This is a genomic window from Pseudomonas sp. LjRoot71, assembly GCF_964253255.1.
In the GTDB taxonomy this organism is placed as follows: Bacteria; Pseudomonadota; Gammaproteobacteria; order Pseudomonadales; family Pseudomonadaceae; genus Aquipseudomonas.
Window position 1 is genome coordinate 427,135 of the sequence record NZ_CAXURA020000001.1, and the last position, 24,894, is coordinate 452,028.

Consider the following 24,894-nt stretch of genomic DNA (forward strand, 5'->3'; position numbering starts at 1 on the left):
CAGTAAGCGCCCAGCATCCATCCGTACACGCCTGAGGTTAACGCCATGTCCACCCCCGCCACGCCGAAAGTCGGCTTTGTCTCACTCGGCTGCCCCAAGGCCCTGGTGGACTCCGAGCGCATCCTCACCCAGTTGCGCATGGAAGGCTATGAGGTTGTGCCGACCTACCAGGATGCCGACGTTGTCGTGGTTAACACCTGTGGCTTTATCGACAGCGCCAAGGCTGAATCCCTGGAAGTGATCGGTGAAGCGATCAAGGAAAACGGCAAGGTGATCGTCACCGGCTGCATGGGCGTGGAAGAAGGCAGCATCCGTGACGTGCACCCCAGCGTGCTTTCGGTGACCGGCCCGCAGCAGTACGAACAAGTGGTCAACGCCGTGCATGAAGTCGTGCCGCCACGCCAGGATCACAACCCACTGATCGACCTGGTGCCGCCACAGGGCATCAAACTCACCCCGCGCCACTATGCCTACCTGAAAATTTCCGAAGGCTGCAACCACAGCTGCAGCTTCTGCATCATCCCGTCGATGCGCGGCAAACTGGTCAGCCGCCCGGTGGGTGAAGTGCTCAGCGAAGCCGAGCGCCTGGTCAAAGCCGGCGTCAAAGAGCTGCTGGTGATCAGTCAGGACACCAGCGCCTATGGCGTGGACATGAAGTACAAGACCGACTTCTGGAACGGCCAGCCGGTGAAAACCCGCATGACCGAACTGTGTGAAGCGCTCTCCAGCATGGGCGTGTGGGTGCGCCTGCACTACGTCTACCCCTACCCGCACGTTGACGAACTGATCCCGCTGATGGCGGCTGGCAAGCTTCTGCCCTACCTGGACATCCCCTTCCAGCACGCCAGCCCGCGCGTACTCAAACTGATGAAGCGCCCCGCCTTCGAAGACAAGACCCTGGCGCGCATCAAAGCCTGGCGCGAGATCTGCCCGGAGCTGACCATCCGCTCGACCTTTATCGTCGGCTTCCCCGGCGAAACCGAAGAAGACTTCCAGTACCTGCTCGACTGGCTGACCGAAGCCCAGCTCGACCGCGTGGGCTGCTTCCAGTACTCGCCGGTAGAAGGCGCCCCCGCCAACCTGCTCGACAACCCGGTACCGGATGACGTCAAGCAAGATCGTTGGGATCGTTTCATGGCCCACCAGCAAGCCATCAGCACCGCCCGCCTGCAACTCAAGGTCGGTAAAGAAATGGACGTGCTGATCGATGAAGTCGACGACCAAGGCGCCGTTGCCCGCTGTTACGCCGATGCACCAGAGATCGACGGCAGCGTGTTTATCGCCAGCACCGAGGTCAATCCGGGTGACAAAGTCCGCGTACGCATCATCGACGCTGATGAATACGACATGTGGGCCGAACTGATCTAAGCGTCACGCAACTGCACGCAACCTCCAAAAGCCCCGCCTCGTGCGGGGCTTTTGCCATCTGCTTAAGCAGGGATCAACAAGCAAAGCTGCCTGCTAGATACGATCAAGCGGACTAAGCACACCCAGTGCGCCGCGATTGAGCACATGGGTATAAATCTGCGTCGTCTTCACATCCGCATGACCGAGCAATTCCTGCACGGTACGAATGTCCTGGCCAGCCTCAAGCAGATGAGTCGCAAACGAATGGCGAAAGGTGTGAGGCGTAGCCGGTTTAATCAATCCCGTACGCCTTACTGCTTCACGTACCGCGCGCTGAATGGTTTTCTCATGCACATGATGACGGAATATGCCTTTGGAGCGCGGGTCTTGCGAACGATTACCTGACGGAAAGACAAACTGCCAACCCCACTCCGCCGCCGCATTCGGGTACTTGCGCGCCAACGCGAATGGCAGGTTGGCTCGGCCAAAACCCTCTGCCAGATCGGTGCGATGCAAAACAGCGACTTTCTGAAGATGCTCCTGCAACGGCACAATCAAACGCTGCGGCAGCATAGTCACCCGATCCTTCTGCCCCTTGCCATCACGCACCAGCACTTCACCACGGGCAAAATCGATATCCTTGACCCGCAAGCGCAACGCCTCCAATAAGCGCAGCCCGGCACCATAAAGCAGATTGGCAACCAGCCACTGCACACCCGACAACTCATCCAGCACCCGCGCCACCTCATCGCGCGTCAGTACAACGGGCAAATGCTTGGGCTTTTTGGCGCGAACAATGTCATCGAGCCATGGCAAGTTCACACCCAGAACCTGCTTATAAAGAAACAACAGCGCCGCCAGCGCCTGATTCTGCGTCGAGCCTGATACATTCCGGCCAACAGCCAAATGACTCAAAAACGCCTCAATCTCCGCAGCCCCCATTTCAGCGGGATGCCGATAACGATGAAAACGTATATAACGCTTCACCCACTCGGCATAGACAGCCTCGGTACGAATCGAATAATTTCTCAAACGAATCTGCTCGCGCACCTGCGCCAGCAGTTTTGGCTTGCCGTCATCCATGTCGTGTTGCTCCCTGAGTAATGTCGCGTTTGCCGCGACCTACTCCAAGCTAGACAAGGACTTGAAAAACGACAAGGAACGTTATCCGACATTCACTCGGATGTTATGCGACAGCGATGTCGTCTAATTATAGTTAGGGTCTTTATGTTCATTGGCCATCTTCCAGCTGGGTATATTTCCGCGAAATTGCTGCTTAAGCAGTTCGCAGATACTGGAGTTTCTACAAAATTTTTTATCTTAGCCGGAGCACTTGGAGGCATCGCACCGGACTTAGATATGTTCTATTTTTACTTAATCGATAACAGACAGAATCATCATCATACATACTGGCCGCACTACCCCGTACTTTGGCTGACCATCCTGGCAGCGTCGAGCATCTGGTTCAAACTCGCCAACAATAAATCAGCCCCAGCACTCGCAGTAATTTTCTCAATTAGCGGATCAATTCACATGCTGCTAGATTCAATAGTAGGCGACATATGGTGGTTTGCTCCATTCATAGATAAACCCTTCGCACTTTTCACTGTAGAAGCTGTTTATAAGCCTTGGTGGCTAAATTTCATTCTGCACTGGTCGTTTGCGCTTGAAATACTAGTATTAGGTTGGGCTTATTATTTATGGCGCTCCAAATCTGCATAACCCTAACAAATGGTTCAAACCGTTCGCTTCGCTCACTGGGACGGGCTAAAGCCCGCCCCTTAACCAAACGTTAGGCCCTATATGTCTCGCATAGTAAAACGACCAGGCGACCTTCTGATGCTCCCACTATCAAAACAAGGGAGACATGCGTACTGCCAATGGTTACCGGACGGCACTGCTCGCTTCTTTCTTGCTTCTTGCACTACAGAATTGAAGGCAGAGGAAATTATTGCTCTACCAGCTGCATTTCGCGTCGTCGTATTTAACGACACACCAAATCGCTATAAGTGGGCAAAGGCAGGAAAAGCAGAAATCCCTGCACCACATATGCGCCCCCAGAGCTATGCCAAAAAAGATGCAATTACTGGAAAATTAAGTATCTACACTGAGGGTAACGAAATACCAGCCACCCCTGAAGAAGTAAAAGGCCTAGAGACCATGGCTGTTTGGGCTCACCCTCACATTGTCGAAAGACTCGAAGCGCAGCTTGAAGGTAAGGAATCAATGTTCTTTCGTAGCATTAGCGTTGTGGCCTAACAAATGGTTTAAGCCGTTCGCTTCGCTCACTCGGGACCGGCTAAAGCCGGCCCCTTAACCAAACGTTAGAGGTCGCATGGATCGCGTCGATAGATCACCAAAGAAAATTTACGCAATAGCCGGTGCAATAGCGCTTCTCGTCATTTCGGGAATTAGTTTCTTGCTTTGGCCATTAAGCGGTGAAAAGTTCAACAAAGATGCATGGCAGAGAACCATCACAGATAAAGAAAGCTCAACCTGTTACCGCGGAGAAATGGCAAAAGATATAATCAAAAACCACCTTTCCGCCGGAATGAAACAACAAGAGATAATCTCCTTACTTGGTAAACCTGACACAGATAAGGGCGTAGACGAGATCCGCTACATTCTTGGCATGTGTAGCGGGCTTGGCTTCGATTACGATGCACTACATATCTACTTCAAAAAGAGTGGCGAGTTCTCGCATGCCAAAATTTACCAACACTGAGCGGGCGCCTCTAACAAATGATTCAAATCGCTCGCTCCGCTCGCTGGGACCGGCGAAGCCGGCCCCTTAACCAAACGTTATGTGTACCGTCCCGGTAGAGCTTGACCTTCTAAGCCGGGATTCAATTCCTGCCCCTGGCTGGCAGGGTAAAATAATATCCGCTATGGAGATTTAGCTCTCACAGATATTTAACCCTCTTGGTACTGAGCGGCCCTGCCTAGTCTCAAGAAGGAATTTCTATGTTAACTATGAGCTTTGTTATCGCGGTCTGCGTAACAGTTGACCCCGTTAGCTTAGTTCAATTTACCACTGAAATAGTGAAGTTGGCTTTCTGGGGAGTGAAACTCTACCTAGTCGCCAAACAAATTAATGAAAGTAGTAAAAAGAACAAAAACTAATACCGAGGGTATTTCAGAATAAAACTGAGAAAATTGAAAATAAAAAATAAATTTCAAATTAGAAGCGTCTTTCTCTCAAACGAGACCTGAGTTTGGCGCTCAACAGAATTAACTGTAGCTAGGCACACATAACAACTGGTTCAAATCGCTCGCTCCGCTCGCTGGGACCGGCTAAAGCCGGCCCCTTAACCAAACGTTAGGTTCTACAGCATGGAAGCATCACAAACCTCATCACCTCTCCAAAAAATGAGCTTCATCGAAGGGAGCCAGCCGCTATGGAAGGCATTCTGGGTTTTGTATGTTATAGGCAGCCTTTCTTTCACGGCTATTTTCGTAGTACTAATAAAATCCCTCTCAACAAGCTATGCACTATTACAAGCAAGTCGTATTTTAAATTTACAAACGGAACAAGTATTGGTAATAGCTGCCACTACAGCTGTAGTGGTCTATGTTATGTATTTCTTGTTTTGTTTAATCGCTGTCTGGCGCTGCTCCATAAACTCCGCAAACCAATATTGGCAGCTTCTCGCTAAATCCATAGTTTTAATACACTTTGCTTGGCTTTCTTGGAAAGCGTTTGTCGCCTTCGGCTCTTTAGTAACGTACTTTTCTCACCAGTGAATAGCGTAAAACCTAACAAGTGGTTCAAGCCGTTCACTTCGCTCACTCGGGACCGGCTAAAGCCGGCCCCTTAACCAAACGTTAGGCGTAAGAGCAAAGCCATGCTCGATGACCGTGCACAGGAACACAGCAGCCGCATCGCGGCGTCAGCACAGAATCGAGTGGCCGTCTGAAGATAGAGGCCGTTATTTGTGCTCAGCAAGGGAGTTGTTTTCAGGAAATGCGCACATCACAAATAACTTCCGGGGTCGAAACCGACACACCGTGCGCCCCGCCGGTTAAGCTCAGCGCTGGCAGCAAGTCCTTCGTCCGGCTCGAAGCCCCCAGCCTAACAACTGGTTCAAGTCACTCGCTTCGCTCGTTCGGGACCGCGTTCCGCGGCCCCTTAACCAAACGTTAGGCAAAGGAAATACATGAGCGACTGGGACTTTCTCCACGATATGCATAATGAAGGTTATAGCGCAGAGCAAATAGCGGATGCCGCTGCATGTGGATATAACCCTTGGGAAGACTACATCGATGAGCTGATTGATGATGAGGGAGGCTGGGATTCTAATAGTGAACTAAAGAACCCAACAAATCTTCAGCTTTGGGAGTTGCTAGATGAGCTAGTTGAAACAGCTCGAAATTATCTAGAAGTAACGGGGCGACACTTGCCAATTTATGGAGAGCTTGGCGAGCTCTATGGCGAGGCTCAATATGGAATCAAAAGGCATAAACCATTTACGCAAGGCTCCGATGGTAAATTGGGCAACGATTTCGTCGAAATAAAAACAATTAGCCCATTCAAATCAGGCGACACCGTTTCGGTCAAGCGAGCTGGAAATTTCAATAAGCTTCTTATCGTGAAGATCAGTGAAGATTTCGAGTTTAAGGCAAAGCTGCTCGATCGAAAGAGTCTACAGAAAGGGCAAGGAAAACATATTAAGGCCAAGTGGAGTGAGTGAGCTGCCTAACAATTGGTTCAATTCGCTCGCTCCACTCGCTGGGACCGGCTAAAGCCGGCCCCTTAACCAAACGTTAGAGCTATACATGAACCCAAAAAAGCTGAAACCGTGGCTCTTTACATCGCTTCTAGCGCTGTCAGTGCGATTTTGTGCTGGTCTTTATTACATATACATAGGCTGCCCAAGAATCTTGGGAGATTGCTATAAAGAAGGTGCTAGCGCCGCATTTTGGCCAATAACAGTTTCCACGCTAGCATTTTACATATCGACATTGGCAATTATTGCCATATTAGCAATAAGAACACTTAAATTCTTAGTGCGGTTTGCGAAACAAAAATTTATCGCGAATAGCTCTAACTAGTGGTTCAAATCGTTCGCTTCACTCACCGGGGCAGGCTAAAACCCCTGTCTAGACACAACGTTAGACATTCATGCTTTCAAAGCTTTTTTGTATTGTGTACACCCACAACAGCGCACGCTTGCTTGCGAGAGGGTGCGTAGCATTTTGTGTGACAGGGGTCGGGCTCTACCCTCTTTAACTCAGCGCCTGCAACAGCCCCTAAAAATGACTGGAGTATTAAACCCACGATGAAAATCTATGTATTTCTTGTGTTTGCAGCGGTTGGTTTGATCGCGCAACCAGCATTGGCGAACTACCCGTGCCCGGGTGGTCCAGGGCCTGGTGAGCAGCAAATTGGGGTTGGCGGTGGCTCGCATGGAGTTGCCGCTGTTCCTCTGTGTGTGGCAACCGGTGGAGGGGCTGATGGTGGTGGCGCTGAGAGCGCTGGCGGTGGATATGCGGGCGGCTATAGATGTGACGGCTGCAATATTTTTGCCGATCCCGGCCCGCCTAGTTACGACGCCATGAGTATCGCCATCAACGAGCAGGCGGCCAGAAACGCAGAAGTCCAAAAGCAGATGCTGGAAGCCGAAGCAAAGCTGAAAAAGCTGGAAGCGGATCCGGATTACCAACGCTTCAAGCAGGGTGAATGGAAAGTTTTTCAGGCTAAGAAAGATTCAGCCCCCGGAGACAATTGCGTTGCCATGTGGAGCAAAGAGGGTGGCGCGGTCAGTATTGTCGGCCCCGGAAAAGCCTATCAGGGTGGCATGTTGATCTTCTGGAGCGCCGATATTCCCAGGCCCTCGGACACGCAAACTGTAGCGGTGACGCTTAAGCAGTCGAAGTATCAACCGCAGTCGGTGAATGCGTTGAATTTTTCGGTACCGAATATCCCGGCCGGCGCGATTGGCATGACAGTGCCGAACATTGAAGCGGCGCTGAACACGATGCTGGATGTTGAGCATTTCATCGTTGAGATGGGTGGACGTGCTGTTGCAGATATCGACTGGACCGATGGTTTGGCAGCACGAGCCAAGCTGAGTCAATGCGTCAGTAACCGCTAATGGAAACGCTGATATTGCGGCTTTCAGTTGCATCACAGTATTGAACTTATTGCGCTTCGCCAGGCGTAACGCGTAACAATCAAGAAAACAGCACTTTAAATGATGTGTACATCTGAGTATCTAACAATTGGCTGAAAACGCTCACAGTACTCACTGGGGCCGGCTAAAGCTGGCCCTTTAACCAAAAGACTCACTTATCAAACAAATAGCGGGGAACCAGTGAAGAGTTTTAAATGTGAACTTTTACTCGCAGCACCCGTATCGCTAATCTACGAAGCCTTAACCACTCAGCATGGCATCGAGGGCTGGTGGACTACCTCTAGTACGGTCGGCACATCTGTTGGCGAGCAGATAACCATTCACTTTGGTGATACCTACAAAGTGATGCACATTGAAGCCCTGCATCCATTTACCGAGGTTCGATGGAGCGTCACCGACGCACAACTGATAGCCCCTAGGTTAACACGAACAAATGAATGGATTGGCACAACGATTGTTTTTCAACTCACTCCCCAATCCGGGAAAGTCACGCAACTGCAACTTGAACACGTCGGGCTCACGCCACAGATTGAGTGTTACGAGATTTGCAGTCAGGGCTGGAATCAGTTTTTGGGAAGCCTCAAGACCTATGTAGAAACGGGTAAGGGCTCTCCGTATGTCGAGCAACCCACGGCCTAACCCATCTACGCCACATATTTGACTCGATGAGCGCAGCGCCTACCGCGCTCTGGCGGATCGGGTGCACGGCAATCAGGACACCCGAACCATGAATCAGCACCCACCCCATTCGCTCAAAAGGTTCTGCGCCGGGCTGCTGCTTGGCATGCTGCCCGTCGCCAGCCTGGCCTCGCCCATAGGTCCGATCAGTGAGATCAGGGTACTGGAACAGGGCGTTGGGCCGCAGGCAGAAGGCTGTGCAGGCTTTAGCATCAGCCCGGCACAGGTGCAGGCCTTCCTGAGCCAGGCTGTGTTGCTTTCTGCGCGCCAGCAGCACGATTTCTTCCTTTACGGCCCATGCAGCGCGCGCGGTACGTTGCAAAACCGTTATGGGCAGTGGCACTGGGTTATCCGCAACCTGGGCACAGCTACGCTGACGTCCAGTCATGGCAACAGCTTTCTGCTGGGTGACCCAACCCAGGAGTCGGACCTGTCCGGCGACTAGCCCATTGGGCACAACCATGCGCATCTCACTCACACGGTCATATGCCCTTGCTATGCTTTGCCTCGTCGATCACCGCCGGTAAGCGCGGTTGATCGTTGTCCTACCCCTTCCTTACTACTTGTTGGAGGCCGCCATGGCTGGTTGGTATGAACTGACGAAAAACGATAAAGGCCAGTTCTTTTTCGTGTTGAAAGCGGGTAACGCCGAGGTGATTTTGCGCAGTGAACAGTATGAGAGCCGCGCTGCTGCCGAGGGCGGGATTGCCTCAGTGCAGAAGAACGCACCGGCCGATGAGCGTTACGAGCGCAAGGATGCCAGCGATGGGCGTTTTTACTTCAACCTCAAGGCGGCCAACCATCAAGTGATCGGCTGCAGCCAGATGTACAAGGCTGCAGCCAGCCGCGAGGTCGGCATCGAGTCGGTCAAGAGCAACGGCCCGACCACCATCATCAAGAGTGATCTTTAAACTCAGGTGCACGCTGGCTCAGGCTGGCGTGCACCTGCCGCTCAAGCGGGCGGGCTTGCCCTTGTGATCGACCAGGGGCCTAGGTAACGTGAGCGCACTTTTCAGGAGTGCCACGATGCGTTTCAGCCGCCCGTTCTGCTTTGCCTTGCTGCCACTGCTTGCCAGTTGCCAGGTGTTTACCGACAAACCTACTGAAACTGCGCCCACGCAGAGCCGCCTGCAGGGTGAACTCAGCCTGAACGCGGGACAACTGCGCTTTCGCCCCTGCCAGGAGCAGCGCCAGTTTGTGGTTGAGGATGCCGGCGCAAACGGACTGAGCCGTGATGTTGCCGGCCTTCTGGCCGATGGCTCTGGCAGCCTGTATGTCGATATGCGCGGCCAGTTGCTGGCCAGCCCTCAGAAGGATATCGACGGCAAATTCCTCCCCAGCCAGGTGTATCGCCTACAAGCCGAAGGGCCTGGCTGTAGCGACATCAACTTCGCCCGTACGCTGCTGCGTGCCAGCGGCCATGAGCCGGACTGGAGCATTGCGGTAAGCAACCAGGGGCTGGTCCTGCACCGTCCGGGGCAAGAGCCGCAGGCACTGCCCTATCTGGAAGAACAACTGCCGGAAGGCCGCCTGAACCTGAGCAGCGAGGCCAATGGCCAGCAGCTTGAACTCTGGGTAGCCAAGCAGCGTTGTGTCGACAGCATGAGTGGCACCGTCCAGCACCTGAGTGCCGAGCTGCGTCTTAACGGTCAGGTTCTGCGTGGCTGCGGCTACCTCGGCGGCGCGCGCAACGATTAACCAAACCGCATAAATACGCAGTGAGCTGAGATAGATCAGCTGCCTGCTAGGTGATTGGCCTAAGCTGAAAAGGAAGTCAGCCAAAGGAATATCACTATGCTGCGCATTGCCATCAATGGATATGGACGTATTGGCCGCTGCTTGGTGCGTGCCCTGTTCGAACGCGAACTGCACCAGCAGATCCACATCACCGCCATCAACGACCTGGGCGAACAAAGCACCCTCGCCCACCTCACCCGCTTCGACTCGACCTTCGGCCGCTTTCCCGGGCAGATCAACCTGCAAGGCGATGTGCTGCAGGTCAACGGCCAATCCATCCAGCTGCTGCGCGAGCCGGAGGTCAGCAATCTGCCGTGGCGCGCGCACGCATTGGACCTGGTGCTGGAATGCTCAGGCAAGATGAAAAAACGCGCCCAGGTCGAACAGCACCTGAGTGCCGGCGCGCCGCGCGTACTGCTCTCGCACCCGCTGGATAGCGCCGATCTGACGGTGGTTTACGGGGTCAATCATCAGCTGTTGGGTGACCAGCAGATCGTCTCCAACGCCTCCTGCACCACCAACTGCCTGGCGCCGCTGGCCAAGGTACTGCACAAGGCCGTGGGCATCCGCCAAGGGCTGGTGAATACCATCCACGCCTACACCAACGATCAGAACCTGCTGGACAAGACCCATAGCGATCTCTACCGCGCCCGCGCCGCCGCCTTGTCGATGATACCCACCAGCACCGGCGCGGCCAAGGCCATCGGCCTGGTGATGCCGGAGCTGGCCGGCCGCCTGGATGGCCTGTCGATCCGTGTGCCGACACCCAACGTCTCGCTGGTCGACCTGACGTTTACCAGCGAACGTCCAACAAGCCGTGAAGCGATCAACGCCGCGCTGCTGGAAGGTGCGCAGCAATTGCCGCCGGGTGTGATGGAGTGCAATGAGCTGCCGCTGGTCTCCAGCGACTTCAACGGGCATCCCGTGTCCTGCGTGGCAGACCTCAGCCACACCCGCGTGCAGGGTGGTCTGGTCAAGGTGCTGGCCTGGTATGACAACGAGTGGGCCTTTGCCAACCGCATGCTCGATGTGATGCTCGCCTGGGTAAAACCTGAAGCACGCTAATACTTCGCAGCCAGGCCGCTGCCCGTGATCGGCGGCGGCCTTTAAGCACCGATCAGGCGTATAATCGCCGCCTTTTAAAAGCTGCCGGGTTGCCTCCGGCCCTGAAAGTGGATCGCCTTCATGCTTCGTATCACTGAACTCAAGCTGCCCCTCGACCACCCCGAAGAAGCCCTGCGCCCGGCCATCGTCCAGCGCCTGGGCGTCGCCGACAGCGAGCTGCTCGACTTCACCCTGTTCAAGCGCAGCTACGATGCGCGCAAGAAATCCACCGAACTGCACTTTATCTACACCATCGATTGCCAGGTCAGCGATGAAGCGGCGCTGCTGCACAAGCTCGCCGATGACCGGCATATCAGCATTGCCCCTGACACATCCTACAAACCGGTTGGCCACGCCCCACACGACCTCACCGAACGCCCGCTGGTGGTCGGCTTTGGCCCCTGCGGGATTTTCGCTGCGCTGATTCTCGCCCAGGCGGGCCTCAAGCCCATCGTGCTGGAGCGCGGCACCGAAGTGCGCCAGCGCACCAAAGACACCTGGGGGCTGTGGCGCAAGAAGGTGCTCAACCCCGAGTCCAACGTGCAGTTCGGCGAAGGCGGTGCCGGTACCTTCTCAGACGGCAAGCTGTACAGCCAGATCAAGGACCCCAAGCATTACGGGCGCAAGGTGCTGCACGAGTTCGTCAAGGCCGGAGCACCGGACGAGATTCTCTACGTCAGCAAGCCGCATATCGGCACCTTCCGCCTTACCGGCGTGGTCGCCACCATGCGTGAAGAGATCAAGGCACTGGGCGGCGAAGTGCGCTTTCAGCAGCGCGTCAGCGATGTGCTGATCGAAGATGGCCAGCTCAAGGGCGTGGTGCTCGACAGTGGCGAGCAGATCCTCAGCCGCCAGGTGATCCTGGCCCTGGGCCACAGCTCGCGTGACACCTTCCGCATGCTGCACAAGCGCGAAGTGTTTATGGAAGCCAAGCCCTTCTCGGTAGGCTTTCGTATCGAACACCCACAAGGTCTGATCGACCGTGCGCGCCTAGGCAAATACGCCGGCCACCCAAAACTGGGGGCAGCAGATTACAAGCTGGTGCACCACGCCAAGAATGGCCGCTCGGTGTACAGCTTCTGCATGTGCCCGGGCGGCACCGTTGTTGCGGCCACCTCAGAGCCGAACCGCGTGGTCACCAACGGCATGAGCCAGTACTCGCGCAACGAGCGCAACGCCAACGCCGGCATCGTCGTAGGCATCACCCCGGAGCAGGACTATCCGGGTGGTCCGCTGGCCGGTGTGGAATTGCAGGAGCGGCTGGAATCCCAGGCCTACCTGCTCGGCGGCAGCAACTACGAAGCGCCAGGGCAACTGGTCGGCGACTTTATTGCCGGCAAGCCTTCTACTGAACTGGGCAGCGTCGAGCCCTCGTACAAACCGGGAATCAAACTGGGCGACCTGGCACTGGCATTGCCGGACTTCGCCATCGAAGCAATCCGCGAAGCGCTGCCGGCCTTCGGTAAGCAAATCAAGGGTTTCGACCTGCATGATGCGGTGCTCACCGGCATCGAAACCCGCACCTCCTCGCCACTGCGCATCACCCGTGGCGCGGATATGCAAAGCCTTAACGTGCGCGGCCTGTACCCGGCCGGTGAAGGTGCTGGTTACGCTGGCGGTATTCTCTCCGCCGGGGTGGACGGCATTCGCGTGGCTGAAGCGCTGATTCGCGACATGCTCGGCATTGCTGAAAGCTAATCCAGCACATTACATCCTGTCGGCGTAGCAAACCGGCGAGCTGGGCGGCCCACGACGCGCCAGCTCGTCCTCGAGAAACTCGGCCAGCACCTGGGCATTGTTCAACTGCGTATCACGGGCAGTGAACAGCAGGGTTAATACGCCCTGTTCGGCCAGTTCCAGCAGCCCTTGCCAATATTCAGGGTGGGCCGCCAACTCGATACGGTACTGCGCACGGAATGCCTCAAACGCTTGCGGCTCGTGGGCAAACTGCCGGCGTAACGGCGTGGACGGCGCCACCTCCGGCAACCAGGCATCCAGCTGCAACTTCGTCTTACTCAGCCCACGCGGCCAGAGGCGATCAACCAGCACTCGCCGACCATCCGTTGCCGAACTGGCTTCATATACTCGCTTGCACTGGATCATTAGCCCGCCCTCCTTACATGCCCAGGCGCCAGTGGCACATGGCCAGGTCGGCCACGGGCCGCTCTACAGTCCAGCCGTAGCGACTTCAGCTGACAGAACGAGCCCTTGTTCGGCGCAACCGGCCACTGCCGCGATCAGCGGCGCGAGGTCAAAGCCCTGGGCATGCAGCCAGTCCTCGTCGTAATAGGTGGTGGCATAGCGTTCGCCACCATCACAGAGAATTGCCACCACCGAACCGGATTCCCCCGCTGCGACCATCCGCTGCGCCACCAGCAGTGCGCCGATCAGATTGGTGCCGCTAGAGCCACCCACCTTGCGCCCCAGACGCTGCGCCAGGTAATGCATGGCCGCCAGTGACAAGGCGTCCGGCACCTTACACATGGCATCGATCACCGACGGCAGAAAGGACGCCTCGACCCGGGGCCGGCCGATGCCTTCGATCCGCGAGCCACAGTCCAGGCTCAGGCTGGCATCGCCGGTGCGGTAGTAATCGAAAAACACCGAACGCTCAGCATCAGCGCAGAACACCTGAGTGTTGTGGCGGCGATAACGCACATAACGCCCCAGTGTTGCCAGGGTGCCGCCGGTGCCAGGGCTGGACACCAGCCAGCTCGGCTCAGGGAAGCGCTCGCTGCGCAACTGCTGGAAGACCGACTCGGCGATGTTGTTGTTGGCGCGCCAGTCGGTGGCGCGCTCGGCGTAAGTGAACTGATCCATAAAATGCCCGCCGCTCTCACGGGCCAGGCGTTCGGACTCGGCATAGATCTGCGTGGGATCCTGCACCAGATGGCTCTGGCCGCCGTAGAAGGCGATTTGCGCGATCTTCTCCTTCGAAGTGCTGGCCGGCATCACCGCGATAAACGGCAGCCCCAGCAAGCGGGCGAAATAAGCCTCGGAAATCGCCGTGGAGCCGCTGGATGCCTCGATCACCGGGGCGCCGGGTTTGAGCCAGCCGTTGCATAGCGCATAAAGAAACAGCGAGCGCGCCAGACGGTGTTTGAGGCTGCCGGTGGGGTGACTGGACTCGTCCTTGAAATACAGCTCGACGCCCGGCAAACCCGGTAGCGCCAGGGGAATCAGGTGGGTGTCGGCGCTGCGCTGAAAATCCGCCTCGATAATACGGATCGCCTCGCGCGCCCAGGTTCTTGAATCACTCATCGCATGCTCCTCAATCCAACACCCCAGCCGGCAGCGCAGGTGCCGTACGCCACTGACTCAACAACACGCCGGTAAACACCAGCGCAGCGGCCAATACCTGCATGCCATTAAGGCTCTCCCCCAATAACAGAATGGCAAACAGCAGGGTGAACACCGGGATCAGGTTGGTAAAACCCGACGCCCGGCTGGCCGGCAAGCGGCTAACGCCGAAGTTGTACAACCCATAAGCGCCCACCGTGACCAGAATACCGAGGTAAGCCACAGCGCCCAGGCCCATGGGGCTGATACGGGTGGGCAACGGCTCGGTAACCAGGGCCAAAGGCAGAAAAAACAAGGTGCCGACAAAGGCCACCATGGCGGTCAGTAGAAAGGGCGAATAGCGCGATGACAGGTGCTTGAGCAGCAAGGTGTAACCCATGGCGCAGAGCATCGCCAGCAGCTCGTAGAAGTTGCCGAGAATCGGGTTGCTGGCGTGTTCATCGGCACTGCCGGCCAGGCTCAGCCATACCGCACCAATCACCGCGAGCAGAAAGCCGGCCAACGTCGTGCGGCTGATCCGTTCACCCAGAAAGATAAACGCCCCCACCGCGACCAGCAGCGGCAGCAAGGCCGTCACCATGCCCGCTTGCGCGGCGCTGGTGTGCTGCAGGGCCAGGGCTTCGAAGAGGAAATACAGACAGGGTTCGCAGGCGGCCAGGCCCAGCAGGTACTTCCAGTCACCCGCGCGGTAGTGCATCTGCCCACGCCAGCGCCAGGCCAGCAGAAACACCAGGCTGCCAAGGGCCATGCGGCCGAAGATCACCCACAGCGGCGGCAGCTCGGCAAAGGCCAGTTTCAGCGCAATAAAGGAACTGCCCCACAGCGCCATTGCCACGATCAGGCAACCGATTGCCACGCCCTGCCCTTGCCTGTGCATACCAACCGCCACTGCGCTGAAAACCGCAGTCTATCCAGACCACCTGCCAGGCGACAGGCACAGTGGCGCAGTAAAGCTGTACTGCGTGCAGCCTCAGGAATCCCAGGGCTGGCCGCGGGTACGCTCGAACAGTTTGACCTTCTTCTGCATCGCCGCCTTCGACAGCATGTGTGCGCTCACCGGGGCGGTGATGAACAGGAACAGGGTGATCAGCAACTCATGCATACTCAGCCCCGGCTCCTGGCTGCTGAAGAAGATCATCGAGGCCATGATCACCCCACCCACGCCCAGGGTGGTGGCCTTGGTTGGCCCATGCAGGCGGGTGAAGAAATCCGGCAGCCGGTACAGGCCAATCGCCCCGATCAGGATGAACAGGCTGCCGAGAATCAGGCACAGCGAAACCAGTATTTCGATCCATAGCGGCATGGCATTTCCCTCAGTCGATGATGTCGCCGTGGAGCAGATGCTTGCCCACTGCCACGGTGCTGACAAAACCCATGACAGCGATCAGCAGCGCGGTTTCGAAGAACACATTGGAGTTCAGCCAGATACCAAACAGCACCACAATGGCCAGGCCGTTGATGTACAGGGTATCCAGCGCCAGCACCCGATCGGGCATGCTCGGCCCCTGCAACAGGCGCAGCATATTAAGCAGCGCAGCACCGCCCAGCAGGCACATGCACAGCGGAATTACGTAGGCAAGCATTCGAATATCTCCAGCAGCGGCGCTTCGTAACGGCTCTTCACTTCATCGATCAGGGCCTGTACATCCGGAACATCCAGACCGTGCAAGAGCAAGGTCTTGTGGTCGGCACTGAGACCGGCCGACACCGTACCTGGGGTCAATGAAACGATGCTGGCGAGCACCGCGAGGACAAAGTTGTTCTCGATCGCCATGGGCACTTCGACAAATGCCGGGTTCAACCGGCTACGCGGTCCGAGCACCAGCTTGGCCACATGCAGGTTGGCCACCACGATGTCGCAGAACACCCGCAGCATAAACCTGCACAGCAGCAGCGGCTTGCGCACCGACGGCACATCAAGCAGGAAGTTGCGGGTCAACAGGGTGATTCCCCAGCCCAGCAAAGCCCCAAGCAGCAGTTGTCCAAGGTTGAAGGTATTCACCAACAGCAGCCAGATCAGGGTCAACAGCAGCGTCAGCAATGGATGGGGCAGCCAGCGCTTCATGCCTCACCTCCGGGAATAATGGCCAGGTAGGGTTGCAGGTTCAGCAACTGATCGGCCGTGGCCTGCAAGTACGCGGTGATCGGCTGAGCAGCCAGCACCAGCACCACGCTACCCAACAGCAATCCACACACCGCCAGCAACCGGATCGGGTCGGCCTTGTCGGCCGTTGAGGCAGGTTGCGTGCTGCCCGCCCAGAACAGCGCACTGCCGGCACGGCTCAACGCAATCAGCAGGCCCAACCCGCCGATCAGCAGCAGAGGCCAGAGCAGCAGCGCTTGCCCGTCCAGCGGTACGGCACGTAGCAGCATGACCTTGCCGAGAAACCCGGAAAACGGCGGCAAGCCGGCTACCGAGATGGCGGCAGCAAAGAACAATCCGCCCAGCAGCAGTGGCTGACGCAGCGCCTGTTGCTGCAACAACTCGCCACCGGCACTGCCACGCTGGCGCACCACCAGGTCGGCCAGCAGGAACAGCCCACCCGCCACCAGCGTACTGTGCAGCAGGTAGAACAGCGCCGCGCCCAGGCCTGCCGCACTGCCCAGGGCCATACCGGCCAACAGGGTGCCCACCGAAACCACCACCAGATATGCCAGCAACACCTGCAACTGCCGCGCAGCCAGCACGCCGATCACCCCGGCGGCGATGGTCAGGGCCGCCAGCCACCAGAGCAGCTCATGGGCCAGGTTGGCCAACGCCCCGGCAGCGCTGCCGAAAATCAGGGTAAACACACGCAGAATCGCGTACAGGCCGACTTTGGTCATGATCGCGAACAGCGCCGCCACCGGCGCGCTGGCCGAGGCATAGGCACGCGGCAGCCAGAAGTACAACGGCAGAATGGCTGCCTTGAGGGCAAACACCACCAGCAGCAGATAACCTGCGGCGGCCAGTAGCGGGGCCTGCTCGGGATCGGCAGCGGCAACCTTGGCAGCCAGATCGGCCATGTTCAGCGTACCGGTCAGGCCATACAGCACACCCACCCCGATCAGGAAGAACGAAGAACCCAGCAGGTTCAGCACCACGTAGTGCATCCCTGCTCTCACCCGCGCCGCGCCGTTGCCATGCACCAGCAAGGCGTAGGAGGAAATCAGCAGAATCTCGAAGAACACAAACAGGTTGAACAGGTCACCGGTGAGAAACGCGCCGTTGATACCGAGCAACTGGAACTGGAACAAGGCATGGAAGTTCGGACCGCGCTCGTCATCACCACGGCAGGCATACAGCACGGCAAACCCGCCCAGCAGCACCGTTAGCAGCAGCAATACGGCACTCAGGCGATCCAGCAGCAGGATGATGCCAAACGGCGGTTGCCAGTTACCCAGGGCATACACCCGCAACTGATCATCCCCGGCCAGCAGCAACAGGGCCACCGCCACCGGCACCAGGGCCCAGGTTGCCAACAGCGACAGCACACGCTGGGCCGGTTTGCCCATGCGGTGGGCGACCAGCAGCACAGCGCCCATCAACATCGGCAACAGAATCGGCAGAATCAACAAATGGTTCATGTGCGCGGCTCCTCACCGTCGACATGGTCGGTCTTCAGCTCACCCAAACCGCGCAGTGACAGCACCACGACAAAGGCGGTCATGGCAAAACCGATGACGATCGCGGTCAGCACCAGTGCCTGCGGCACCGGGTCGGCATACTGGCTGCTGCCGGAGCCGATCACCGCAGCTCCGCCGGTCACCAGGCGGCCCATGGCAAACAGGAACAGGTTGACCGCATACGAGAGCAGCGTCAGCCCCAGCACCACCGGGAAAACCCGTGCACGCAGCAGCAAGTAGGTGCCAGTGGCCGCCAATACGCCCAGGGTGATTGCAAATAGCGACTCCATCAGAGTACCTCCTTGCTGGACTCGTCCTGACTGACATGGCCGATATTGGAAAGGATCAGCAAAGTGGCCCCGACGACCGCCAGGTACACCCCCAGGTCAAACAGCAAGGCAGTGGCCAACTCGATCTCACCGATCAGCGGAATCGCGAAGTGACCGAAGCTGGTGGTCAGGAACGGATAACCGAACAGCCAACTGCCCAATCCGGTCAATGCGGCCAGCAATACGCCGCTGCCGGCCATGGCGTGGTAACTCAGGGGCTGACGGGTTTGCGTCCAGGTCACGCCATGGGAGATGTATTGCAGGATCAGCGCCACGGCCGTGATCAGCCCGGCAATAAAGCCACCACCGGGCAAGTTATGCCCACGCAGGAAGATAAAGGCCGAGATCAGCAGCGCCATCGGCAGCAGCACCCGCGAGAGCTTGTCGAGGATCATCGGGTGGCTGTCGGTGGACCACAGCCGTCCCTGCGCATCACGCTCCGGGTGCGGCAGGTGCAAGCCGTACAGCAGCGCATAGATGCCGACAGCTGCAATCGCCAGCACGCTGATCTCGCCAAGGGTATCGAAGCCGCGGAAGTCGACCAGAATCACGTTCACCACGTTGGTGCCACCGCCACCCGGCACGCTGTTCTCCAGGAAGAACCCGGCAATGCTCTGATAAGGCCGGGTCATCACCGCATAGGCCAGCAGCGCAATCAGCAGGCCCACACCGCCGGCGATGCCCAGATCACGCAGCACGCGCAGGCTGCTGGACTCGGCCGGGGTGCGATCGGGCATAAAGTACAGCGCCAGCATCAGCAGGATGATGGTCACCACCTCAACCGACAGTTGCGTCAGGGCCAGGTCCGGGGCCGAAAAACGCGCAAAGCCCAAGGCCACCATCAAGCCGGCCGCCCCGAGAATCATCAGTGCCACCAGGCGTTGCCGGTGGAACGCTACGGTAAACAGTGCGGCCAGGCACAAAATGGCCATGCCCAGAGCCGTCATAGCGTCTATCGGGGTCAGAGCCAACGGCCCCTGCAACTGCTCCAGCGGGCTCAGGGCCACCACCACCAAAAGCAGCGCCGCGCCCAGCATCCAGCCCAGATAGCGCTGCTGCGAGCCATTTTCCAAACGCCCGGTGATGCTGCGCGACAGCAGGTTCAGGCTGCGCATCGCCTGCTCGAAGACCTGCGTGGCATCAATACTCGGCAAGCCCTCATACCAGCGAAACAACGGCTTACGGCAGGCATACACCAGCAACCCGCCGAGCAAGGCGACAAAACTCATCAGCAGCGGCAGGTTGAAACCGTGCCAGATCGCCAGGCTGTAACTCGGCAGATCGCCACCCAGAGCGGCCGAGGCGCTGACGGCCAATAACGGCGCCACGGTGTACGCCGGCACCACCCCCACCAACAGGCAGAGGAACACCAGAATCTCCACCGGAATCTTCATGTAACGCGGCGGCTCATGTGGCGGGTAATTCGGCAGGTCGATCGGCTCACCATTGAAGAACACGTCATGGATAAAACGCAGCGAATAGGCCACAGCAAACACCCCGGCCAAGGTCGCGACCGCTGGAATCACCCAGTTAAAGCTGCCCAGCAGGTGCTGGTTGAGGGTTTCGCTGAAGAACATTTCCTTGCTCAGGAAGCCATTGAGCAACGGCACTCCCGCCATCGCCGAGGCCGCCACCATGGCCAGCAGCGCGGTATGCGGCATGTATTTCCACATGCCGTTGATACGGCGCATGTCGCGGGTGCCCGTCTCATGGTCGATGATCCCCGCCGCCATAAACAGTGAAGCCTTGAACGTGGCGTGGTTGATGATATGGAACGCCGCAGCCACCGTGGCCAGATCGGTGTCCAGGCCGAACAGCAAGGTAATCAGGCCCAGATGACTGATGGTCGAATAGGCCAGCAGGCCCTTGAGGTCATGCTGGAACAACGCCATGCAGGCACCGACCAGCAACGTCACCAGACCGGTCATGCTGACCAGGTAGAACCACCACTCCGAACCGGCCAGAGCCGGATACAGGCGGGCCAGCAGAAACACTCCAGCCTTGACCATGGTCGCCGAGTGCAGATAAGCCGACACCGGGGTTGGCGCCGCCATGGCATGCGGCAGCCAGAAATGAAATGGAAACTGCGCCGACTTGGTAAACACCCCCAGCAGCACCAGAATCAGCGCCAGCGGATACAGGGCATGACCACGAATCAGCTCGCCAGCGGCCAGCACCTCACTCAACTCAAAGCTGCCCACCATATGACCGATCAGCAGAATGCCGGCCAGCAGCGCCAGGCCACCACCACCGGTCACGGTCAGGGACATGCGCGCGCCGCGCCGGGCATCCGAACGTGCCCCCCAGAAACCGATCAGCAGGAACGACGACAAGCTGGTCAGCTCCCAGAACATCAGCATCAGCAGCAGGTTTTCCGAGAGCACCACACCCAGCATGGCGCCCATGAACAGCAGCAGGAAGGCAAAGAAGCGCCCCATCGGCTCAGCGTCCGACAGGTAATAACGGGCATAAAGAATGACCAGCAGGCCGATGCCGAGAATCAGCAAGGAAAACAGAAAACCCAGGCCATCCAGGCGCAGACTGAGGTTCAGGCCCAGCGCAGGCAGCCAGTCAAGACGAGCCACCAGAGGCTCACCGGTAAATACCGCAGCCTGCTGGGACAGCAGCAGAGCCAGTGCAATCAGAGGGGCCACGGCAGTCGCCATGGCGCAAGCAGAACGCCCAAAACGCTCGGCCAGTAATGGCAGAAGAATGCCGAGAAACGGCAAGGCGATGATCAGCGCAAGCGTCATAGAAAAACCCCTTAATACGAACCAGGCACACGCACCTGGCTGGCTGACTGCCAAACCTGCTTATGGGCTGCTCGCTACAGAACCTATCTGCAACGCAGCCGGCACAGAAGTATTACACCGCCCAACAGCGAACGCGCAGCAACGCAACGCGGCAGCGATTATCCATAACTATCGTCTAACCGTCATGGATAGAATTATTACTAAAAGCTCAATACGCCCCACATACAAACCGGGCAAACCACTGAACAGGCTGAAAAACAGCCATAAAAAAACCGGATCAGCCTTACGACTGATCCGGTTTTTGCGTCACTCAGTGAGTAACGCGGCTGGTGCCATTGACGGTCATGATGCGCACACGCTCACCGACACGGAAGATCTGATTTTCTTCCACCGCCTGAACATAGGCACGCATGCTGCCGTCATCTTCCAGCACGGTGATTTCCACGCCCTGGGTACGGGTCAGGCCTTCTTCGGTCATGGCACCCAACAGGCCACCCGCCACTGCGCCAATCACCGCCGCCACGGCACTGCCGCGACCACCACCCACACCACTGCCGGCGACACCGCCGATCACTGCACCGGCACCGGCACCGATAGGGGTTTTCGTGCCTTCGATCTTCACCGGACGCAGCGCTTCGATGGTGCCCATGCGCACGGTCTGTACGGTACGCGCCTCGTCGCGCGAATAGGTATCACCGGTCAGGCTGGAGGCACAGCCACCCAGCAGGGCCAACGCAGCAAACGAGGCAACCAACAGCAAGGGTTTACGCATGATCAGTTCTCCAATTGGGCAGGTATCCATTAGAACGCCTGCGGGGCTTATATGTCACTCGACAATCTGCCGCAAAACTTTACCCCGACAGCATGCCAGAAGCGTGGCGCGACACTGTGCCACGTTCAGGGCTAACCGCCGCGTGGCCTAAGCTAGAACCTGATTTGGGGGGCTTATGGATTACTTTATCGTCGTCATCACCAGCGTTGCCGGGCTTTACTTTCACTGGTGGCTGTATGTGCGCATCAAGCGCTGGGGCGACCGTGATCTGGCGCTGTCGCTGGCTGGCGACTCGCCGGCGAAACGCAGTTACATGCTTGAGCGCCTGCGTGAAGCCCAAGCGGCCGGCATCAAGCGCAACGCCCTGCCCGCCTGGCTGGAACAGGCCGCCGCGCAGTATTGCGAAGACTAGAGCAGCATCAGGGCGCCAGGCGCTCACGCAGCCAGGCGTCGTTGTGCAGGCGGAAATTCAGGCGATCATGCAGACGGCTGGAGCGCCCCTGCCAGAATTCGATCCGCTCTGGCAGCAGGCGATAGCCGCCCCAGTGCGGCGGACAGTGTGGCGTGCGATCCAGAAAGCGTTGCTCGGTCTGCGCCAGCAGCCCTTCCAACTCGGCACGATCGGCAATCACCCGGCTCTGCGGTGAAGCCCAGGCCCCCAGACGGCTGCCCAATGGGCGCACCTGAAAATAAGCATCGCACTCTGCCGCCGTCACCCGCTCGACACGCCCTTCGATGCGCACCTGACGCTCCAGGCTAGGCCAGAAAAAGGTCATGGCGGCAAACGGATTGGCGGCCAGGTGTTGGCCTTTGGCGCTGTCGTAGTTGCTGAAGAAGGTGAAACCGCGTGCATCCAGGCCCTTGAGCAACAGAACCCGGCAGTGCGGACGACCTTCGCCATCCACAGTCGCCAAGGTCATGGCATTGGGTTCGACCGGCGGTTGCTCGGTCTTGACTGCATCGGCAAACCATTGCTCGAACAGCGCAAACGGCTCAAGCGGTGCTTGTGCTTCGCTCAGGCCGTCACGGGTGTAGTCACGGCGCATGTCAGCCAGGGTCTGGGTCATCGGCAAATCCTCTTGAACAGATGCGCCCTAGCTTACCCGCGAGCGCTCTATTTGGCTTGATCTGCGGCAACACCCGGTTGCGCAGCAGCCTATTGGCTGCTGGCTGGCTTGTCGGCCTTGGCGACGGTTTTGGCGTTCTTGTCGGCAACCGGCTTGACCGTAGCGACCGCAGCAGCCGGGAGCGGCTGGCTGTATTTGGCGATCAGGGCGTTGAGGGTGTCTTTCGAAGTCAGGAGGATTTCCACCCGGCGGTTCAGCGCACGGCCTTCCTGGCTGTCGTTGGCGGCACGCGGCATGTCCGAGCCCAGCCCCTTGACCATCAGACGGTTCTGCTTGAGACCACTGAGGCGGAAGATCGAGGTGAACGCACGGGCGCGCTGCTGGCTCAGTTCGCGGTTGGCATTCACTTCACCGCTGCTATCAGCATGGCCGAGAATCAGCACACCAATGGTTTCATCACTCTCCAGCAGCTTGGCCATGCGGCTCAACGGGCCGAGGGTAGTCGGCAGCATCATATGTGGACGGTCCGGGTTGAATGACCCTTGTACCGGCGCGGTGACCACCAGCAGGTTTTCCCGGCGCTCGAACTCGAAGTGGGTGCCCTTGATGGCTTCGCGCACCTTCGGCTCATACACATCCAACCAGGCCTGAGTCACTGCCGGTGGCGGCATGGCGACGACTTTCGGTGCAGGTTTTTCGGACTTTTCGAACAGGCTGCAGCCGCTGATCAGGACACACAGGGCAATGGCGAGAGTTCTGTTGGCGAGCATCGGGAATCCACATCGTGATAAACAAAAAGAAGCCGGCGATGGCCTGCACGAACAGCAGGCCATGCCATGTTGCGCCGCAGTTTAGCCGAGCTGGCTATAAACAATCAGCCAATAGACGCGCAAGTTTCTGCGCACGGGGGTCCATCAAGACGAACGGTCCCAGGTTATTGGTGACAAATCCGAAGGCTACGTCCCGTTCCGGGTCGGCAAAACCAATCGAACCACCCGCGCCAGGATGACCAAAGGCCCGTGGACCGAGGCCATAGGTGGCATTGGCCACCTCGGGCTGATCCAGCATGCAGCCCAGACCAAAGCGGGTGCGGGTCAGCAGAGTCTTGTCGTCGCCCACGGCGTGCTCGCGGGTCAGCTCGTCGAGCAATTCGCTTTCCAGCAGACTGCCATCGAGCAGGCCAGTGTAAAAACCGGCCAGGCTGCGGGCATTGCCGTGGCCGTTGGCTGCCGGCTGCTGCATGCGCCGCCATTCGGGCTTGTTGGTGCTGGTCATGATCGACGGCGGGTTGGTGAAGGCCCGCGTACTCATGGCGGCAGGCTCGCTCATCATGGTTTTGAGCAGGCGCTGGGCTGCCGCATCGCCAAAATTGCCCTTGCCACGGGAAATGATCGCCACCCGGTCGAACTCCTCGTCGGCCAGGCCGACGTGAAAGTCCAGCCCCAGCGGCTTGGCAATGCGCGCAACAATCGACTCACCCGGCCCGCGCCCTTCAACCCGGCGCAGCACTTCACCGACCAGCCAGCCGTAGGTAATCGGCGCATAGCCATGGCCGTCACCCAGTGACCACCAGGGCTCCTCGGCGGCCAGCGCGGTGGTCATGGCCTGCCAGTCATAGAGGGCTTCGGCCGGCAGCATCTGACGCAGGGCCGGCAGCCCGGCCTGGTGACTAAGCAGATGACGCAGGGTGATTTTTGCTTTGCCGGCCGCCGCAAATTCGGGCCAATAGCGGGCCACGGGGGCATCCAGCTCCAGCTTGCCTTCGGCGACCAGTTGCAGCGCAGTCACCGCAGTAAAAGTTTTGGTGCAGGAAAACAGGTTGAGAATGGTGTCGCTGTGCCAGGGCTGTTGGCCGTCCTTGTCGGCCACACCGGCCCACAGATCGACCACGGTTTCACCGCCCACCTGCACACAAAGTGCCATGCCACGCTCTTGCGGCTCATCAAACAGCGCCGCAAAACCATCGCGCAGCGCCTCGAACTTGAGGTCGAAATAACCCTGTATCTGCACCACCCTCTCCTCGTTCATGCTTGGCTTAATGCCTGCGGATTGTTCCAGCTCCGGCGC

The 24,894-nt window shown here is 58.1% G+C and carries 28 protein-coding genes; 14 read left to right on the forward strand and 14 right to left on the reverse strand.

The genetic code is table 11. The features are described 5' to 3' along the window. Window positions 1–45 precede the first annotated feature (45 nt). Window positions 46–1,368 carry a 30S ribosomal protein S12 methylthiotransferase RimO gene (gene rimO, locus ACSQ17_RS02085; RefSeq protein WP_233686608.1) on the forward strand — a complete coding sequence of 441 codons (1,323 nt, stop codon included), beginning with the start codon at window positions 46–48 and terminating at the stop codon, window positions 1,366–1,368. Between the two features lie 93 nt (window positions 1,369–1,461). Here the strand turns inward: rimO and ACSQ17_RS02090 are convergent, their stop codons facing one another. Next, complete coding sequence (locus ACSQ17_RS02090; RefSeq protein ID WP_436067383.1) at window positions 1,462–2,430, reverse strand: integron integrase; 969 nt, start codon at window positions 2,428–2,430, stop codon at window positions 1,462–1,464. Between the two features lie 144 nt (window positions 2,431–2,574). On the opposite strand from ACSQ17_RS02090, the gene ACSQ17_RS02095 reads away from it, so the two are divergent. The 12 genes from ACSQ17_RS02095 to ACSQ17_RS02150 all read left to right on the forward strand — a co-directional run bounded on the left by ACSQ17_RS02095 (window position 2,575) and on the right by ACSQ17_RS02150 (window position 12,698). Then, window positions 2,575–3,069: a metal-dependent hydrolase gene (locus tag ACSQ17_RS02095; protein ID WP_436067384.1), complete on the forward strand. Its 495-nt coding sequence runs from the start codon at window positions 2,575–2,577 to the stop codon at window positions 3,067–3,069. Between the two features lie 117 nt (window positions 3,070–3,186). Further along, complete coding sequence (locus tag ACSQ17_RS02100) at window positions 3,187–3,606, forward strand: hypothetical protein (RefSeq protein WP_436067385.1); 420 nt, start codon at window positions 3,187–3,189, stop codon at window positions 3,604–3,606. Window positions 3,607–3,682: 76 nt separating this feature from the next. Then, on the forward strand, window positions 3,683–4,072 hold the full coding sequence (locus ACSQ17_RS02105; RefSeq protein ID WP_436067386.1) for a hypothetical protein: 390 nt from the start codon (window positions 3,683–3,685) through the stop codon (window positions 4,070–4,072). Between the two features lie 608 nt (window positions 4,073–4,680). Further along, a complete protein-coding gene (locus ACSQ17_RS02110) occupies window positions 4,681–5,091 on the forward strand; it encodes a hypothetical protein (RefSeq protein ID WP_436067387.1) in 411 nt (136 codons plus the stop codon). Window positions 5,092–5,504: 413 nt separating this feature from the next. Continuing rightward, a complete protein-coding gene (locus ACSQ17_RS02115) occupies window positions 5,505–6,038 on the forward strand; it encodes a hypothetical protein (protein WP_436067388.1) in 534 nt (177 codons plus the stop codon). A 588-nt stretch (window positions 6,039–6,626) separates the two neighbouring features. Next, window positions 6,627–7,442: a hypothetical protein gene (locus tag ACSQ17_RS02120; protein WP_436067389.1), complete on the forward strand. Its 816-nt coding sequence runs from the start codon at window positions 6,627–6,629 to the stop codon at window positions 7,440–7,442. A gap of 219 nt (window positions 7,443–7,661) precedes the next feature. Further along, on the forward strand, window positions 7,662–8,120 hold the full coding sequence (locus ACSQ17_RS02125) for an SRPBCC family protein (protein ID WP_436067390.1): 459 nt from the start codon (window positions 7,662–7,664) through the stop codon (window positions 8,118–8,120). 88 nt (window positions 8,121–8,208) lie between these two features. After that, the gene (locus ACSQ17_RS02130) at window positions 8,209–8,604 is read left to right on the forward strand and encodes a hypothetical protein (RefSeq protein ID WP_436067391.1); all 396 of its coding nucleotides are present in this window, start codon (window positions 8,209–8,211) and stop codon (window positions 8,602–8,604) included. 133 nt (window positions 8,605–8,737) lie between these two features. Then, window positions 8,738–9,070 (forward strand): YegP family protein, encoded by a 333-nt coding sequence (locus ACSQ17_RS02135; RefSeq protein WP_436067392.1) that lies wholly within the window; start codon window positions 8,738–8,740, stop codon window positions 9,068–9,070. A gap of 115 nt (window positions 9,071–9,185) precedes the next feature. Then, window positions 9,186–9,857, forward strand: a complete 672-nt coding sequence (locus tag ACSQ17_RS02140; protein ID WP_436067393.1) for a COG3650 family protein — start codon at window positions 9,186–9,188, stop codon at window positions 9,855–9,857. Window positions 9,858–9,953: 96 nt separating this feature from the next. Then, window positions 9,954–10,961: a type I glyceraldehyde-3-phosphate dehydrogenase gene (gap, locus tag ACSQ17_RS02145; protein WP_436067394.1), complete on the forward strand. Its 1,008-nt coding sequence runs from the start codon at window positions 9,954–9,956 to the stop codon at window positions 10,959–10,961. 120 nt (window positions 10,962–11,081) lie between these two features. Then, a complete protein-coding gene (locus tag ACSQ17_RS02150) occupies window positions 11,082–12,698 on the forward strand; it encodes an NAD(P)/FAD-dependent oxidoreductase (protein ID WP_436067395.1) in 1,617 nt (538 codons plus the stop codon). A 9-nt stretch (window positions 12,699–12,707) separates the two neighbouring features. On the opposite strand, the gene ACSQ17_RS02155 is transcribed toward ACSQ17_RS02150, so the two are convergent. From ACSQ17_RS02155 to ACSQ17_RS02200, 10 genes are all read right to left on the reverse strand, one after another. Next, the gene (locus ACSQ17_RS02155; RefSeq protein ID WP_436067396.1) at window positions 12,708–13,103 is read right to left on the reverse strand and encodes a DUF488 domain-containing protein; all 396 of its coding nucleotides are present in this window, start codon (window positions 13,101–13,103) and stop codon (window positions 12,708–12,710) included. 63 nt (window positions 13,104–13,166) lie between these two features. After that, window positions 13,167–14,261: a PLP-dependent cysteine synthase family protein gene (locus ACSQ17_RS02160; RefSeq protein WP_436067397.1), complete on the reverse strand. Its 1,095-nt coding sequence runs from the start codon at window positions 14,259–14,261 to the stop codon at window positions 13,167–13,169. A gap of 10 nt (window positions 14,262–14,271) precedes the next feature. Continuing rightward, window positions 14,272–15,177 (reverse strand): DMT family transporter, encoded by a 906-nt coding sequence (locus tag ACSQ17_RS02165; protein ID WP_436067398.1) that lies wholly within the window; start codon window positions 15,175–15,177, stop codon window positions 14,272–14,274. Between the two features lie 93 nt (window positions 15,178–15,270). After that, window positions 15,271–15,603, reverse strand: a complete 333-nt coding sequence (locus ACSQ17_RS02170; protein WP_436067399.1) for a Na+/H+ antiporter subunit G — start codon at window positions 15,601–15,603, stop codon at window positions 15,271–15,273. Window positions 15,604–15,613: 10 nt separating this feature from the next. Then, window positions 15,614–15,883: a K+/H+ antiporter subunit F gene (locus tag ACSQ17_RS02175; RefSeq protein ID WP_436067400.1), complete on the reverse strand. Its 270-nt coding sequence runs from the start codon at window positions 15,881–15,883 to the stop codon at window positions 15,614–15,616. After that, complete coding sequence (locus ACSQ17_RS02180) at window positions 15,868–16,365, reverse strand: Na+/H+ antiporter subunit E (RefSeq protein WP_436067401.1); 498 nt, start codon at window positions 16,363–16,365, stop codon at window positions 15,868–15,870. Before ACSQ17_RS02180 ends, ACSQ17_RS02175 begins: the two co-directional genes overlap by 16 nt. Continuing rightward, entirely contained in the window at window positions 16,362–17,867 is a 1,506-nt protein-coding gene (locus tag ACSQ17_RS02185) for a monovalent cation/H+ antiporter subunit D (protein WP_436067402.1), read from the reverse strand. The genes ACSQ17_RS02180 and ACSQ17_RS02185 overlap by 4 nt, the downstream gene beginning before the upstream one ends. Continuing rightward, a complete protein-coding gene (locus tag ACSQ17_RS02190; protein ID WP_436067403.1) occupies window positions 17,864–18,196 on the reverse strand; it encodes a Na+/H+ antiporter subunit C in 333 nt (110 codons plus the stop codon). Before ACSQ17_RS02190 ends, ACSQ17_RS02185 begins: the two co-directional genes overlap by 4 nt. Then, complete coding sequence (locus ACSQ17_RS02195) at window positions 18,196–20,988, reverse strand: monovalent cation/H+ antiporter subunit A (protein ID WP_436067404.1); 2,793 nt, start codon at window positions 20,986–20,988, stop codon at window positions 18,196–18,198. Before ACSQ17_RS02195 ends, ACSQ17_RS02190 begins: the two co-directional genes overlap by 1 nt. A 310-nt stretch (window positions 20,989–21,298) precedes the next feature. Continuing rightward, complete coding sequence (locus tag ACSQ17_RS02200; RefSeq protein WP_233686047.1) at window positions 21,299–21,760, reverse strand: glycine zipper domain-containing protein; 462 nt, start codon at window positions 21,758–21,760, stop codon at window positions 21,299–21,301. 175 nt (window positions 21,761–21,935) lie between these two features. On the opposite strand from ACSQ17_RS02200, the gene ACSQ17_RS02205 reads away from it, so the two are divergent. Continuing rightward, window positions 21,936–22,172: a hypothetical protein gene (locus ACSQ17_RS02205; protein ID WP_436067405.1), complete on the forward strand. Its 237-nt coding sequence runs from the start codon at window positions 21,936–21,938 to the stop codon at window positions 22,170–22,172. A 7-nt stretch (window positions 22,173–22,179) separates the two neighbouring features. Here ACSQ17_RS02205 and pdxH read toward each other — a convergent pair whose 3' ends face one another. The 3 genes from pdxH to ACSQ17_RS02220 all read right to left on the reverse strand — a co-directional run bounded on the left by pdxH (window position 22,180) and on the right by ACSQ17_RS02220 (window position 24,837). Beyond that, window positions 22,180–22,827 (reverse strand): pyridoxamine 5'-phosphate oxidase, encoded by a 648-nt coding sequence (pdxH, locus tag ACSQ17_RS02210; protein ID WP_436067406.1) that lies wholly within the window; start codon window positions 22,825–22,827, stop codon window positions 22,180–22,182. 89 nt (window positions 22,828–22,916) lie between these two features. Continuing rightward, a complete protein-coding gene (locus ACSQ17_RS02215) occupies window positions 22,917–23,597 on the reverse strand; it encodes an OmpA family protein (RefSeq protein ID WP_436067407.1) in 681 nt (226 codons plus the stop codon). A 94-nt stretch (window positions 23,598–23,691) separates the two neighbouring features. Further along, window positions 23,692–24,837 (reverse strand): serine hydrolase domain-containing protein, encoded by a 1,146-nt coding sequence (locus ACSQ17_RS02220; protein WP_436070413.1) that lies wholly within the window; start codon window positions 24,835–24,837, stop codon window positions 23,692–23,694. Window positions 24,838–24,894 lie beyond the last annotated feature (57 nt).